The organism is Leptolyngbya sp. GB1-A1, assembly GCF_039962475.1.
Classification (GTDB): domain Bacteria; phylum Cyanobacteriota; class Cyanobacteriia; order Elainellales; family Elainellaceae; genus Leptolyngbya_A.
Genome location: NZ_JAMPLI010000004.1, coordinates 45,287 through 59,930 on the forward strand (window position 1 = coordinate 45,287; position 14,644 = coordinate 59,930).

Here is a 14,644-nt window from a genome sequence, read left to right on the forward strand (position 1 = left end):
TGGAATGTCGAGAAAGGCATGACTGTGACCCAAACTATTCTCAATAAAAGTGCCCAATAATAAAGTGCCCAACAAAAAACTGTCCAGCAAACTGTCAGGATTATCGATTGCCGTGCCTGAATGGGATGGTAGCGTATTGCACGGGCTGAATCGCAGCTCTTGCTGATATTCACAGATATATCCAGCCTTGTACAGAAGCTGGACTAAACAACCTAATTTCGAGGAGTGAGTTCATGATTTGTCGTTTTAATTCGTCCTGCCAGATCCAATTTCTAAAGCTCAACCGATTCGAAATGAATTCCTTGAGTTTGCTGATAAGCGCGATCGTTCTTACGGGTGGATCGATCGGCTTCCTGCCGCGATTAGCGCAGAGCGCGACTCCGAAGGAAATGGCTCAGGTACAGTCTGTGCTTCAAGAGCAGGGTTCGCTTCAACCGATGCAGCAAGAGCATCTTTTTTCCGGAGAGGCAGGTCAAATCGTAACGATTTCGCTTAATAGCGGCGAATTTGACACCTACCTTACGTTACTTGACCCTAGCGGTCGAGAAATTGCAGCAAATGATGATTATGCTCGCAGCCTCAATTCCTCACTCGTGGTCACACTTCCCGAAAATGGGCAGTACAAGGTGCTTGCGCGTTCTTTTAGTGGGCAGGGCGGCAGCTACACAATCAGCGTCAAACCTGCGACCCCCTTTGATCAGGCGTATTCCAGAGGGGTTCGCTTGTTCTCAGAAGGCAAACTTGAGGAAGCCGCAACCGCACTTTCCGAAGCCATTCAAATTGAGCCAAATCAGCCTGCCCCCTATCTCGATTGCGCTGAAGTTGCCTATGCTCAAGGTAATTTGTCGTTAGCCATTTCTAACTATCAGCAAGCTGCCGATCTCTACGAGAAAGCAGGAAACAGCGACGCGGCGAATCAAATTCGTCAACAGCTCGCTGTTTTGCAAACTCAGTCTGCTCTATAGCGGGTAGGGAGGCGAGTGACTGGGGAGTGGATGAGTGAAGAAGGAAAGGGGGACGTTAATTAAGACGGTTCGGGTGCAGGAGCTTCGCTAGCAGGTTTGATGGGCAGCAGTTTGGCGGGAATTCCCACCGCAGTTCGTCCAGCAGGAATGTCGGATAAAACAACGGCATTGGCGCCAATGTTGGCATCATCCCCAATTTCCACATTGCCCAGGAGTTTTGCTCCGGCTCCCACATTGACGCGTTTGCCAAGCTTTGGGGCATCAAACGGGCGATCGAGGTAGCGATTTCCCAGCGTCACCCCCTGACGGATAATGCTGTCATCCCCAATTGTGCTGTAACCGTGGACGATAATGCCGCTCTGATGTTCCACAACAACCCGACGACCCAGCTTGACGGTGAAGGGCAAATCAATGCCGTAGGTGTTGCGAACTTTGCGATAAAGCGATCGATACAAAATACTGAACGGGGCACGCAAAAGCTTCGGCTGAATCTTCATGCGCCAAACGCCAAACCGCTGCACTGCCACCGCTCGAAATCCCGGTTTCGTCCAGTCGCGCCCGTGGGCTTCCCAGTCCTCCCGAATCTGCTGCCAGAGACTTAATTCGGGCTCAGCGAGTTCGGGGATTCCCTGCCTAGGAAACTGCGAAGCAACCGGGCTATCCGTGGAACTGACCATCGGACTATCGGCTGGACTGGACTGAGAATTATTTATATCAGGTAAGCCTGCTTTCAAGAATTCCGTCATCGTTTTGACCAGAACGCTATTTCGAATAAAGTCTACGAGTAGATGGGGCGGGTCTGTATCTGTCTTGCGCTGAATTACCCGTCGCACTCGCCACAGTACAAAGCTCACTGCCCACACCAATTCAGCAAGAACGGCATACCACCAGCCGTAGTTTTTAGTGAAAAATCGTCGCCGCGAGTCAAACCAGTAGGTCGGGCGACGTTTAGGGGCAATTTTCGTATCGGTGACACCAGAGCTTTGCCCTACAAAATGAACAACTCGGCTCTGGGGCACATACCAGCAAGACCATCCCGCCCGCTGAACTGCCAAACAGAAATCAACCTCCTCGTAATAGAGAAAATAGTCCTCGTCCATTAGCCCGACACTTTCCCAGACCGATCGCCGCACAATCATGCTGGCTCCAGCAACCCAGCCGACCTGGCATTCACCTTCCGGGACGGGTGGGGCAACCGTCCAGGGCGCAAGCAGCTTTGAAATAATGCCCAGCCGCAGCCCATCATCCAGCTCACTCAAAACCGTGGGAAAGCGAAACGCTGATCGCTGAGGGGTTCCGTCTAGCTCTTCTAGTCGACTGCCTGCAATTCCCGCTTCAGGATGGCGATCCATAAATTCGACCAGCGTTGCTAGCGCTTGCGGTCGCACGATCGTGTCGGGATTCAACAGCAAAATGTAGTCAGGCGGCGTTTCCCCTGCAAGAATTTGGCGGACTGCGGCATTGTTGCCCGCTGCATAGCCCCGATTCTGCTCAAGCGGCAGGAATGTCACCCAGTTCCACTGCGCGTCGGCAATCGCGGCTGAGATTTTCTCTACTGAGCCATCGTTTGAACAGCCATCAACTACATACACCTGAGTACCAGGCAGTGTCTCTACTTCTGACACTAGTGATTCCAAACAGCTGATTGTTAAATCTGCCGTGCGGTAGTTGAGAACTATAACTGCGAGGCGGATAGCGCAGTCGGATGAACCAGAGGCTTGGAACGAGGCCTGAGTTGTCGCAGACATAATCTTCCTGACGCAGTAAAAACAGCAGTGAAATCAAGTTGTGGGAGCAGAAAAACTGCTCCTATCCGTTATTCTCCTACCACAGTAGTCACAATTACCCCAGTGAACTGTAAAAGCTTGTTCAGTACCATTGTCGCAATTACAAAGTTTTGGAAAAGAATGATTTTAAATTGGTAAAAACCGGGGCGATATGGGCTTTTTTTGGCTGTGCTTCTAGTAACTTGTGGTAGCTTGGATGGAATAATTCAGACAGTGTTTCGCTACCACTTACCGATCGCAGGCTTGCCATTCCCTAAATGCTCGGTACACAGAAATAACAGGGATTGCATCGATATCTCGCCAGGCTCATTCAGGTTTTTGTTCTAGTTCTGGTTGTGCTTCCTTACTACTTAATTAGGTTCCTAGTAGAAATATGAAAGCCTCGCTGAATACTAATTCGCCTGCCCAGCGACACCCGAATCAGGGTCAGTTTTTAGTAATTTCATCTTATTCATCTCTGCTTTACCAGCATTCTCGCAAGGAGGGGTTCCGTCGCTCGATCGCAACGCTCCTGCTTAGCCTGACGGCATGGACGACCGCAGCAACGTTTCCTGTTCTCGCTCAAACTGCTCCGACTGAACCCGCCCCGACCACTCCGGCTGCTGCCCAAACCGCTCCAGAACAGTCCTCTTCCGAAGATGCAGCGGAAGCAACGGGTGGGCTAACGCAAACCACTCCGGCTCCAGCCCTGCCCCAGTCTCCTCCTGGTGCGCTGCCTCAACCCAATCGAACGATTATTCCACCTCCACTCACAGCCGCTCCGTTTGAAAATGCCTACTTGCTTGGGCCTGGAGACCAAATTCAGATTGATATTTTTGATGTGCCAGAGTTAAGTGGCGAGGCAGGTCGTCACACCGTCTCGATCGACGGAACGATTCGGCTTCCTTGGGCAGGAACCTTACGGGTTCAGGGACTCAGCCTCGACCAAGCGACGGCTGCAATCTCAAGAGCCTATGCAGCTTATATCAACAACCCCCTTGTTTCAGTCAATCTGGCAGCGGTTCGCACCCTTCAAATTAGCGTTGCAGGTGAAGTCAAACGCCCCGGTGCCTACGCCATTAATCCAGGCAGCGTCACAAATGCTACTCTCGCTGGTGATGCAGCAGCGGGCACCTCTACTGGAAATGAGTGGCCCACGCTCTCTCAGGCAATTCAAGCGGCAGGCGGAATTACTCAGTCTGCGGACCTCCGGCAAGTGCAGATTCGCCGTCCCCAGCCCGATGGTGCGATCGAAATTATCGACGCAAACCTCTGGGATCTGGTAAAAAGTGGCAATCTTAATCAGGACGTGCGGCTACGCGATCGAGACATTGTTTATATTCCCACTGCAACTGCGCTCAGCAACGAGGAACTCTTGACTCAGGGGATAGCAAACCTTTCTCCAGCCACGATTCAAGTCAACGTCGTGGGTGAAGTGGGAGCACCCGGAGTGGTTGCAGTGCCACCCAATACCCCGCTTAATCAGGCACTCCTGGCAGCAGGTGGATTTGAGTCTAGACGTGCCAGACGCAGCCGCGTAGAACTCATTCGCCTTAACCCCAATGGCACTGCTACCCGACGCACCGTAGAAGTCGATCTGGCAGCAGGAGTGAATGAGCAAACCAATCCCTCCTTGCGGGAATACGACACAATCGTGGTTAGCCGTTCTGGGCTGGCAAGGACTGGGGATTTTCTCAGTGCTGTCTTAGCTCCCTTCTCTGGAGTGCTGGGGGCAGTTGGGAGCATCTTTAACATTGTGGATACGATCACAACAATTGGGGATGATAACAACGACTCTGATGATGACGACGACGATGACGACGACTTTGATAACAACAACTAATGCCTTTAAAGCTTGCTGAATCCATTCCCCAGTGTTTTTTCTTCGATGCTTAAAGCTTAAAAGTTAAGTCGGTGTTCTTCTGATATCCGGCAATCTACCGACTGTAGTCCACGCATTTAACTGTGTTTAATGTTGCCTGAAACACCAATCATTCCTGATTAGGGTGGGTCACTTGAGCTTATAAAGAGGTCAATATGGAAATAGAGCAAACAGTTCAATCCTTAGCCCCCAGTATGAGAGGCAGACCAATTGCCCCACTCCCGTCTAGCGACCTAGACGAAGCCGATGTCTCTCCTAACCGAGGCTTGAATCTGCGTGCCCTCGGTCGAACGATTCAGCGGCAGGCTCTGCTAATTGCAGGAGTGGCAACGGCAACCACTGCCCTGGCGATCTTTCAAGCCATGAAAATCCCCCTGACCTATGAGGGAGACTTTCAGCTTCTAGTCGAGCCAGTCACAAACGAAGCTCGGATTGCCGATCCGCTAACTGTGACGCGAACCGAAGGCGGAGTTCCGGGGCGGGATGTGTTTACACTAGACTATGCCACTCAGATCGAGATTCTGCAAAACCCAGAAATGCTGAACTCGATCGTGCAGCAGGTCAAATCTCAGTATCCCGACTTTAGCTATGTCAACCTGCGAGAAGGATTAGTCGTTGAGCGGCTAGTTTCAGAAGAATCTCCCGATGCCACCCGTATCATCAAAATCACGTTTGAAGGAAACGATCCAGGGCTGGTGCAGGAAGTTTTGAAAGTCACTGCCGATCGTTTCTTGCAGTACAGTCTCGAAGATCGCAAGAGCCGATTTGGAGAAGGGATCAAGTTTATTGAGGATCAGCTTCCCGAACTGCAACAGCGGGTTAGAAGTGTCCAGGATCAGCTTCAGCGACTTCAGCAGCAGTACAACTTAATTAATCCTGAAATACAGGGAGGCCAGCTCTCTGAGCAGGTCAATAACATTACCAGTCTGCGCTTAGAAACCGATCGCGAGCTCCAGGAGCAAAGAACGCTCTATTCCAATCTCCAGCGGCAGCTCCAGCTTAGCCCGCAGGAGGCGATCGCGGCTTCTGCCCTCAGTGAAGACCCGAACTACCGGGCACTTCAAACGGCTCTACAGGAAATTCAAAGCCAGATTGCGGTTGAGTCTGCCCGGTTTAGCGACCAAAGCCCTGTGTTGCTCTCCCTCAGGCAGCGGGAAGCGAACCTGGCTAGTTTGATGAATCAGCAGGCACAGCGGATTGTTGGACGGGCAGCAGGACAGAATGGATCGGGTGGCAACCCTCAAGTGCTGGCATTCCAAAACTCGATTCGGCTCGGACTAATCGAACAGATGGTAACAGCGGGTAACCAGATTCAGATGCTAGAAGCCCGCAGTCGGGAGATTAATCAAGCCACGAATCAGTTTAGGGGACGGATTCAGCAATTTCCAGCGATCGCCCGCCAGTACAACGACCTGACACGGGACCTGGAAATCGCAACGCAAACGCTCGATCGTCTGTTGACCCAGCGAGAAACTCTGCGAGTTGAAGCGGCACAAACCGAAATTCCCTGGGAGATGGTATCTGAGCCAACGATTCCTCGGGATGCAGAGGGAAATCCAGTTCCTGGACCTTCGAGAGCCGCCAATCTGGTCATTGCAGGCGTGGGGGCAGGGCTACTGCTGGGGACACTTCTGGCACTGATGCTGGAGCGGTATCGCAATGTGTTTTACACGATCGAGGACATCCAAGACACGATCAAGCTGCCGACCACAGGCGTCATTCCCTTTTCCAGAGGGGCAAAGCAGTCCCTTGATTTTCCGACAGCGTTTGGCGCATCAGGAGATGTGGAAGACAGCCGCCTGGAAACCGCAGCGTTCCGTGAATCGTTTAGCGATCTGTATTCCAACATTCGCTTAGCGGAACCGCCAATTCGCGCCTTGATGGTGTCTTCTGCGGAGGCTGGAGACGGCAAAACGACGATTGCCCTTTATCTGGCACAAACGGCAGCGGGTGCGGGGCAGCGAGTTTTGCTTGTAGACACTAACCTGCGTCAGCCTCAGGTTCAAAGCCGTCTGGATCTGCGAAATGCAAAAGGGCTGAGTGATTTGCTTACGAGCAATGTCAGCGCAGATGAAGTCATTCAACGATCGCCCCTGGCTGAGAATCTGTATGTGTTGACGGCTGGCTCGATGATGCCGGGGTCAGCAAGGCTGCTCGGCTCGGATCAGATGAAGCAGCTAATGGAAAAATTCCGCTCTGCTTTTGACCTGGTCATTTACGATACACCCCATCTGTTTGGCGTAACGGATGCCAACTTCCTTACTGCTGAAGTCGATGAAGTTCTGCTTGTGATTGCAACCGGCAAAACCAACCGCAATGCAGTGCAGCGCGTCCTGAATAAGTTAACCGGGCTGCCGATGTCAGGAGTCAGTCTGGTCGTTAATCATCTGCGTGAACACGGTGATCCGACTGGAGCGTACACGAACTACAGTCAGAAGTCACTCTCGTCTCGACGCGATGGTTAGCCCTTGATGCGAGGATAGCAATGGCTACGTAAGCGGCTCCGAAACAGTAGACTATAGACTTTAAGGGGTGAATTAGAGAAATTCATCCCTTTTTATTTGATAGCGATCGTCCTCCCCTGCGAAGGTACGCCCCTTACCCCCCTTTTCCTCGTTGGTTAGACAATAGTAACCATTGTAGGAATTCGATGTTGGATGAACTGGATAAGGTGAGTTGCCAAGCGTGGTCGATCCTAATCACTAAGTAATACCAATTCTGCGAGAGTAGACGACAGATGATATAAGACTGGTAGAGAGTTCAATCGTAGAGTATGGCAGGGATTTACAAACTGGAAATCCAAGAGAGTAAAGCGGACCTCAAGCAGTTGTTGAGAGAGCAGAAAACAGCATCCGGCAAAGAACGAATTCACTTGCTGTACTTACTCAAAAGCAAGCAAGCTCCAACAGGGCAGGAAGCCGCATCTATGTTGAGGCGGCACCGAGCGACATTACAGGAGTGGCTGCGATTGTACCGAAAAGGCGGCATCGCTGAGTTGCTCAAGCGCAAAACGTCTTCAGGGAGACGACGTGCGATTCCTGCATGGGCAGAGAAAGCATTGCAGAAACGCTTAGAGGAACCGCAAGGCTTTGATGGGTATCAAGCAATTTGCGACTGGTTGGAGAGTCAGTTAGGGATTGAGGCAAAGTATAAAACGGTGCATAAACTGGTGTATTACCGCTTGCAATCATCACCTAAAGTGTCACGACCGGTGAGTGTCGAGCAGTCCTCGGAGCAACTTGAAGCATATAAAAAAACTTAGGCGAGAACTTGGTGGTGCTCGTATGGTTTGCAGTCAGCGGGTTGGGTTGGAGTGACAAGGTACATTTTTTCTGTGGGGACGATAACCCGATTGGGGTTAAAAACGTTAGGAGGGCGCAAGATTACCGCTAAAGGCGTCAAACCAATGGGACAGGTGCAATGGCAATTTCAAGCAACTTACTTTATGGCATTGTGGAACCGAAAACGGGGGAGCATTTTTTCTTTGAGTTTTCTCATCTCAACACCGATTGCTTCCCAGTGTTTTTGAATTTAGTCTCTGACCAGTTCAAGGATGATTTTTTAATTATTTGATTGGACAATGGTGGTTTTCACAAAGCCAAGCGCTTGAAGGTTCCCAACAATATTATTCTGTTGTTTCAACCCCCTCATTGTCCTGAGCTGAACCCGATTGAGCAAGTGTGGCAATATCTGAAGCGACGATTGCGTTAGAGCTTACCAGCAACCCTTGACCAGTTACGTCAGCAGTTGAGAGAACGACTGGAAGTACTGACCCCTGAGATAGTTGTAGCAATTACGGGACGCCAGTCCATACTGCATGCTCTATCTGTCGCCCAAATTTAGAGAATTGGTATAACGAGAATCGAATCAGACCGCCTTTTATTGCAGCTAAATCAACTTGTGATTCCTGAAAAACAGAAAAGGAGATAGGAAAGCCTACCCCCTTTTTATTTACGATTGGCTCAATTGAAGAACGAACTTAACCCTTAGTAGCGATAGTTGTTGGAACCAGGCTTGTGAACGATAAAGCTCATTACCTGGCACTGCTTGATGTTGTCAAACGCAACTACGCGGATGTAGCAGTTGGGGAACTCAGAGCGGCACTGCTGCACTTCGCTCAGCACTTCCTGAGGGCTGCGAGCGTTGAACAGAGGCAGCTTCCACATTGTCCAGTAATACATCTCAGCCGCAGAGTCTTCGTTGAACTCGATACAGGGAAAATAGCCTTGATCGATTGTGTACTGGATCTGACGGGAAATTTGCGCATCGCTGAGCGGAGGCAGATAAGAAAAAGTTTCGTAACGCCGCTCTTTAGGTAAAGTCTTCATGATTGATCAGTTCAGGTTTTAGGTTTACAAGGAGCAAATCTTGAGTTGCCTTTTGCTCAACGGCATTTGCTAAACGCTACTCGTTAGACTCACTATCAGAGGTGTTTTCTAAACGGGGGGCAGCAGGATTGCTTGCCTGATCAGGATTGGTTCCATCAACGCTTACTTGCGTCATGCGTTCAAGCTGCTGACGACGCTGCTCGATATTCGCTTGCTGAATCGTCGATCGCAGCATTTCGGGCAGCACCTCTGCAATTTCCTCCGCGATATGTTCTCGAACGGTTAGAATCCGAAATGCCAGTTCTTGTCGTTCGCGAAACAACGATCGTAGAAACGCTTCACCATCCTGGACACCCGCTCTAGTCGAGAACTGACGGAGCCAGAGTGCCCTCGGCGGATCAGTCTCATCCAGTTGAGTAGCCACCGTTCGCATCGCCTGATAGGTGAGGTAGCTAATGAGCGTTTTGGCAGTATCTTTGGCAATTTGCCTGAGATCCATAGGAGACGGATGAATGAAGGATGAGGCATGAGGTAAGAATAACAGCTTATTTCTGTCAGTTCAGAAGGAGGCTGAAATTCGCTCTCTGTCCTGCATCCTTCATCTTTGCCTCTTAGATAGTGTCTTGTGCTTCAAACTCGAACTTGATTTCCTTCCACAGTTCGCAAGCGGTAGCCAGTTCAGGCGACCAACGGCAAGCCTCACGGATAATGTCGCCGCCTTCACGCATCAGGTTACGACCTTCGTTCCGAGCCTGGACACAAGCTTCCAGAGCCACGCGGTTAGCCGTTGCACCGGGCGCGTTACCCCAGGGGTGACCCAGCGTACCACCACCGAACTGAAGCACGGAGTCGTCGCCGAAGATTTCAACCAGTGCAGGCATGTGCCATACGTGAATACCACCCGATGCGACCGCCATCACGCCCGGCATCGAAGCCCAGTCCTGGGTGAAGTAAATTCCCTTCGAGCGATCTTGCTCCACATAGTTTTCACGCAGCAGATCCACGAAGCCTAGAGTCACTGCCTGATCGCCTTCCAGCTTACCCACAACCGTTCCAGTGTGGATGTGGTCACCGCCCGACATCCGCAGACACTTCGCCAGAACGCGGAAGTGCATCCCGTGGTTCTTCTGACGATCGATCACGGCGTGCATTGCGCGGTGGATGTGAAGCAGAACCCCATTGTCCCGGCACCACTTCGACAGGGTTGTGTTCGCGGTGAAGCCTGCCGTCAGGAAGTCGTGCATGATGATGGGCATTCCGAGTTCTTTGGCATACTCGGCGCGCTTCAGCATGTCTTCACAGGTTGCAGCCGTCACGTTTAGGTAGTGACCTTTGATTTCACCCGTTTCAGCCTGGGCTTTGTGAATTGCCTCAGCGACGAAGGTGAAACGATCGCGCCACCGCTGGAACGGCTGCGAGTTAATGTTTTCGTCGTCTTTGGTAAAGTCTAGACCGCCGCGCAGACACTCATACACTGCACGACCGTAGTTCTTCGCAGAGAGACCGAGCTTCGGCTTGATGGTACAGCCCAGCAGCGGACGACCGTATTTGTTGATCTTGTCGCGCTCAACCTGAATACCATGGGGCGGTCCCTGGAACGTCTTCAGGTAAGCCACGGGAATCCGCAGGTCTTCCAGACGCAGGGCTTTCAGGGCTTTGAAACCAAACACGTTACCCACGATCGAGGTGAGCATGTTGGTGACAGAGCCTTCCTCGAACAGATCCAGCGGATAAGCAATGTATGCGATGAACTGGTTATCTTCGCCAGGAACGGGTTCGATGTCGTAGCAGCGACCCTTATAGCGATCGAGATCCGTCAGCAGGTCTGTCCAAACGGTGGTCCAGGTTCCGGTTGAGGATTCTGCGGCAACGGCTGCACCAGCTTCTTCGTAAGGAACTCCAGGCTGAGGAGTCACACGGAACGCTGCCAGGATGTCTGTATCCTTCGGCGTGTAGTCGGGCGTGTAGTAGGTCAGGCGATAATCCTTTACACCTGCCTGATACCCAGCTTTAGTCTGGGTTTTAGTTTGAGAGTACGACATGATTTCCCTTCCTGTGAATCACTTCGATCCGAACGCGAAATCCGAACATAGAAACCCTACCCTGCTCACACGCAGCTTGCAGACGCGATCCTTAAAGCGATTGCGTCAAACAGGCAAGTATGCGCCAACCAATTATTGGGCTACCAACATGGGCTACCAACAGCCACAAAAATTCTGTAGTGCTGATCCAGTCAGTCTTGAGTCAGGGCAAATCAACTGGCAACCTTAATATTATCTTTATGTCTGCCCTGTTCACGGGTTCATTCAAAAATATATCAGGAATGTAATAAGTGTATATTTGAATCTTCTTAGTTTATAGATAACGATTGTTTATATATTTGTCGATTGATGAAGCGGAAGACAGACTAGATTTGTTGCTTCTGTTTGCCTGATCAGCGTTTCACGTTTTGCGTCACGGTGAATGTCTTGACTGCTGCTGATCTTAAGAAATATTAAATCATTTAATTGAATTTCCATGCAGGACGTGGTCATTCTGTCAAGCTGATTCAATCGCCTGAAGCAGGCATAGCCGTAGGGATTCAGGCAATTCTGTTTTCTCTCGACGATCGGTTTTAACGCAGACATGAATGGTATGAGCAGCGGCTGCAATTTGATTTGATGACGTTTGATTCGTTGAGGCGATCGAATAGTTCAACCTGAACTTGCTGGCTTTAATTTCGATCGGCTGAAGGTGAACTTGATATACATCGCCACAGCGCATTGGATGTAAAAAGTCAATGCTGGCATGAACGATCGGAACGGCGATCGATCGAGCCGAAAAAAATTCGTTTAAATCAATTCCGCCGGATGCTAATAACGCCTCATAGCTTTCGTGGCAGATCGAGAGGATATTTGCGAAATAAACGACTCCGGCAGCATCAGTGTCACTAAACCGAATGGTGCGTTGATAGGTGAAGGGCATTTTAAGGAGTATTTCAGAAGTTGTACGGTTGGTGGTTAAGGTTTTGCAGTCCCCTAAATTCTCTAACGCTGGGGGATTTTAAGTTGTAGAACGCTCTGATGGGAAAGGAAAGCCTGCAAGATTTGGTGTCTTCTAAAGTTGGCTCCTGTGTCCATATCAGTCACGATATCTGACAACTCGGCTGGCGATTCGCCCCAACCCTAAAGGCTGGTAATGCTGGAGGAGCCGATCGATTTTCCATTCAAAGTCGCCCAGCATTGAGGAATTTAAGCGGCTGTAAAACCTCGAACCGTCGCTAACGTTGCTAGCTTAACTGGTCTTACCCAACTGCGATCGACACTGTAGCTTTAGCTAGAAGGACTTCAGGGACTTTACCACTTCCCTAATATGCTTCAAACCTCTTCCTGAATTAGAAGATCTGCTGTAGTACGGAGGTTCCCAATCGCCCCTGATGGCATACATTAAATAGGCACTCTTGGAGAAATATCTCCGATCGCCCAATGTCACTCGCTTTCCTCCTATGTCCGCGACTCAACAGCCTGTGAATTCTCAAGCCACCCCCCAAATTTCTGTCCAGCAAAGAATTGAAGAACTGCGAAAGCTGCTGCGAAAGGCAAGTTACGACTATTACGTATTGGATAATCCCAGCCTTCCTGATGAAGTTTATGATCGCCTTTATCGGGAACTGCAAGAGCTGGAACAGCAGCATCCAGAGCTGATTACGCTTGATAGCCCAACGCAGCGTGTGGGGGAAAGACCCGCAGCACGGTTTAATTCTGTTAAGCATAATATTCCGCTTTACAGCCTGGAAAACGCGTTTAACATGGCGGAGTTTGCCAACTGGCAGGAACGCTGGCGACGAGTTGTGCCTGAGGTGGAGTCGTTTGAATATGGGTGTGAGCTGAAGATTGATGGCAATGCGCTGGCTTTGACCTATGAAAACGGAGTGCTGGTGCGGGGGGCAACGCGAGGCGACGGCATTACTGGGGAAGAAATTACGCAAAATGTGAAAACGATTCGATCGATTCCCCTGCGTTTAAATCTGGACAACCCGCCACCGATCGTAGAAGTGCGGGGCGAAGCGTTTTTGTCGCTGGAAGTGTTTGAGCAGATTAACCGCGAACGAGAGCAGGCAGGCGAAGCGTTGTTTGCGAATCCCAGGAATGCGACCGCAGGCACTCTCAGGCAGCTTGACTCGCGGGTGGTAGCAAAGCGGCGGCTCGATTTTTTTGCCTATACGCTGCAAATTCCTGGAATGTTGAGCGAAGGGGTACAGGAAGAGGAGAGCCGACCTGCTGCTGATTTAGACGGACAGCTTGGACTGTTTAATGAAGGGTCAGACGGACGATCGCTCCTTCAGCAAACTGCGAAGCAACCGCGCTCTAACGCTGAAATCAGAATCCCCCAGACGCAGATTGACTCGCTCGATGTGCTGTCTCAGATGGGGTTCAAGGTGAACCCGAATCGTGTGCGCTGCAAGTCGCTGGAAGAAGTGGGAGATTACTACGATCGCTTCTCAACGGAACGGCTGACGCTGCCTTATATGACCGATGGCGTGGTAGTGAAGCTTAACTCGCTGGCACTCCAGCAAAAGCTGGGCTTTACTCAAAAGTTTCCGCGCTGGGCAGTTGCGCTGAAGTATCCGGCGGAAGAAGCTCCAACGATCGTAGAAAATATCAGCGTCAATGTGGGACGAACCGGAGCTGTTACGCCGCTTGCTGAATTGCGTCCGGTGCAGTTAGCGGGCACAACCGTTTCGCGGGCAACGCTGCACAATGCCGACCGAGTGGCGGAGCTGGATATTCGTATTGGAGATACGGTGATTGTGCGAAAGGCGGGGGAAATTATCCCGGAAGTGCTGCGGGTGCTGCCTGAGCTGCGTCCTCCAGAGGCTCTGCCGTTTCAGATGCCTACCTGCTGCCCGGAATGCAGCCAACCGCTGATGCGCGAGGAGGATGAAGCGGTGACGCGCTGCGTGAATGTGTCCTGTCCGGCGATTTTGCGCGAGGCGATGATTCACTGGGCTTCTAAAGGGGCACTGGATATTCGCGGACTGGGCGAAAAGTGGGTGCTGCAATTTGTGAATCATGGGCTGATTCATACGGTTGCGGATTTGTATTGCCTGACCGTGGAGCAACTGATGCAGGTAGAGCGCATGGGCAAAAAGTCGGCGCAAAATCTGGTAGAGGCGATCGATCGCAGCAAGCAGCAGCCTTGGGCAAGAGTGCTGTATGGCTTGGGTATTCGGCATATTGGCAGCGTCAACGCCCAAACCCTGGTCGAAAATTTTCCCACCGTTGATGCGCTGGCGCAGGCAGAAATCGCAGACATTGCTGCAATCTACGGAATTGGGGATGAAATTGCTCAGGCGGTGTATCAGTGGTTTCGGGTTCCGGCAAACCTGGCGCTGATCGATCGCCTCAAAGGCGCCGGACTTCAGCTTGCCAGCGATACCACGTCGGTTCGTTCCAAATTGGGCAGATTGGTCGGAAAAACCTTTGTTGTGACAGGCACATTGCCCAGCCTCAAGCGCGACGAGGCAAAAGAGATGATTCAGCAGGCAGGCGGCAAAGTAAGCGATTCTGTGAGCAAGAAAACGGATTATCTCGTCGTGGGCGAAGATGCCGGATCGAAGCTGGAAAAAGCACAAAAACTCGGGATCACCCAATTGTCGGAGGCGCAATTGCTTGAACTAATTGCATCCTTAAACGAATAGTGGCTACAGTCCTATCAGCCCTC

At 51.0% G+C, this 14,644-nt stretch carries 11 protein-coding genes and 1 pseudogene; 6 read left to right on the plus strand and 6 right to left on the minus strand.

Annotated elements, in window-relative coordinates:
• The first annotated feature begins 233 nt into the window (after window positions 1-233).
• On the plus strand, window positions 234-965 hold the full coding sequence (locus NDI45_RS05770; protein WP_190794565.1) for a tetratricopeptide repeat protein: 732 nt from the start codon (window positions 234-236) through the stop codon (window positions 963-965).
• A 59-nt stretch (window positions 966-1,024) separates the two neighbouring features.
• On the opposite strand, the gene NDI45_RS05775 is transcribed toward NDI45_RS05770, so the two are convergent.
• Window positions 1,025-1,642 carry a serine acetyltransferase gene (locus tag NDI45_RS05775; protein WP_190794570.1) on the minus strand — a complete coding sequence of 206 codons (618 nt, stop codon included), beginning with the start codon at window positions 1,640-1,642 and terminating at the stop codon, window positions 1,025-1,027.
• Window positions 1,643-1,825: 183 nt separating this feature from the next.
• Window positions 1,826-2,713: pseudogene (locus NDI45_RS05780) on the minus strand (glycosyltransferase family 2 protein); the annotation flags it as partial.
• Between the two features lie 412 nt (window positions 2,714-3,125).
• On the opposite strand from NDI45_RS05780, the gene NDI45_RS05785 reads away from it, so the two are divergent.
• The 4 genes from NDI45_RS05785 to NDI45_RS05800 all read left to right on the plus strand — a co-directional run bounded on the left by NDI45_RS05785 (window position 3,126) and on the right by NDI45_RS05800 (window position 8,324).
• Window positions 3,126-4,574 (plus strand): polysaccharide biosynthesis/export family protein, encoded by a 1,449-nt coding sequence (locus NDI45_RS05785; protein ID WP_190794564.1) that lies wholly within the window; start codon window positions 3,126-3,128, stop codon window positions 4,572-4,574.
• Window positions 4,575-4,807: 233 nt separating this feature from the next.
• A complete protein-coding gene (locus NDI45_RS05790; RefSeq protein WP_190794563.1) occupies window positions 4,808-7,078 on the plus strand; it encodes a tyrosine-protein kinase domain-containing protein in 2,271 nt (756 codons plus the stop codon).
• A gap of 308 nt (window positions 7,079-7,386) precedes the next feature.
• Window positions 7,387-7,875 (plus strand): helix-turn-helix domain-containing protein, encoded by a 489-nt coding sequence (locus NDI45_RS05795; RefSeq protein WP_348246745.1) that lies wholly within the window; start codon window positions 7,387-7,389, stop codon window positions 7,873-7,875.
• Between the two features lie 371 nt (window positions 7,876-8,246).
• A complete protein-coding gene (locus tag NDI45_RS05800; RefSeq protein WP_348246852.1) occupies window positions 8,247-8,324 on the plus strand; it encodes a transposase in 78 nt (25 codons plus the stop codon).
• A gap of 275 nt (window positions 8,325-8,599) precedes the next feature.
• On the opposite strand, the gene NDI45_RS05805 is transcribed toward NDI45_RS05800, so the two are convergent.
• The 4 genes from NDI45_RS05805 to NDI45_RS05820 all read right to left on the minus strand — a co-directional run bounded on the left by NDI45_RS05805 (window position 8,600) and on the right by NDI45_RS05820 (window position 11,905).
• Entirely contained in the window at window positions 8,600-8,941 is a 342-nt protein-coding gene (locus tag NDI45_RS05805; protein WP_190794562.1) for a ribulose bisphosphate carboxylase small subunit, read from the minus strand.
• 76 nt (window positions 8,942-9,017) lie between these two features.
• Window positions 9,018-9,440 (minus strand): chaperonin family protein RbcX, encoded by a 423-nt coding sequence (locus NDI45_RS05810; RefSeq protein WP_348246746.1) that lies wholly within the window; start codon window positions 9,438-9,440, stop codon window positions 9,018-9,020.
• Between the two features lie 112 nt (window positions 9,441-9,552).
• Window positions 9,553-10,983, minus strand: a complete 1,431-nt coding sequence (locus NDI45_RS05815) for a form I ribulose bisphosphate carboxylase large subunit (protein WP_190794560.1) — start codon at window positions 10,981-10,983, stop codon at window positions 9,553-9,555.
• A gap of 496 nt (window positions 10,984-11,479) precedes the next feature.
• The gene (locus tag NDI45_RS05820) at window positions 11,480-11,905 is read right to left on the minus strand and encodes a thioesterase family protein (RefSeq protein WP_190794559.1); all 426 of its coding nucleotides are present in this window, start codon (window positions 11,903-11,905) and stop codon (window positions 11,480-11,482) included.
• A 520-nt stretch (window positions 11,906-12,425) separates the two neighbouring features.
• Between NDI45_RS05820 and ligA the strand changes: the two genes are divergently transcribed.
• Window positions 12,426-14,621, plus strand: a complete 2,196-nt coding sequence (gene ligA, locus NDI45_RS05825) for an NAD-dependent DNA ligase LigA (RefSeq protein ID WP_348246747.1) — start codon at window positions 12,426-12,428, stop codon at window positions 14,619-14,621.
• Window positions 14,622-14,644 lie beyond the last annotated feature (23 nt).

Excerpts from the sequence above, each read along its gene's own strand:
- NDI45_RS05810 (WP_348246746.1), bottom strand. The coding sequence starts at position 9,440 with ATGGATCTCAGGCAAATTGCCAAAGATACTGCCAAAACGCTCATTAGC.
- NDI45_RS05805 (WP_190794562.1), bottom strand. The coding sequence starts at position 8,941 with ATGAAGACTTTACCTAAAGAGCGGCGTTACGAAACTTTTTCTTATCTG.
- NDI45_RS05790 (WP_190794563.1), top strand. The coding sequence starts at position 4,808 with ATGAGAGGCAGACCAATTGCCCCACTCCCGTCTAGCGACCTAGACGAA.
- NDI45_RS05815 (WP_190794560.1), bottom strand. The coding sequence starts at position 10,983 with ATGTCGTACTCTCAAACTAAAACCCAGACTAAAGCTGGGTATCAGGCA.
- NDI45_RS05785 (WP_190794564.1), top strand. The coding sequence starts at position 3,126 with ATGAAAGCCTCGCTGAATACTAATTCGCCTGCCCAGCGACACCCGAAT.
- NDI45_RS05795 (WP_348246745.1), top strand. The coding sequence starts at position 7,387 with ATGGCAGGGATTTACAAACTGGAAATCCAAGAGAGTAAAGCGGACCTC.
- NDI45_RS05820 (WP_190794559.1), bottom strand. The coding sequence starts at position 11,905 with ATGCCCTTCACCTATCAACGCACCATTCGGTTTAGTGACACTGATGCT.
- NDI45_RS05770 (WP_190794565.1), top strand. The coding sequence starts at position 234 with ATGATTTGTCGTTTTAATTCGTCCTGCCAGATCCAATTTCTAAAGCTC.
- NDI45_RS05775 (WP_190794570.1), bottom strand. The coding sequence starts at position 1,642 with ATGGTCAGTTCCACGGATAGCCCGGTTGCTTCGCAGTTTCCTAGGCAG.
- ligA (WP_348246747.1), top strand. The coding sequence starts at position 12,426 with ATGTCCGCGACTCAACAGCCTGTGAATTCTCAAGCCACCCCCCAAATT.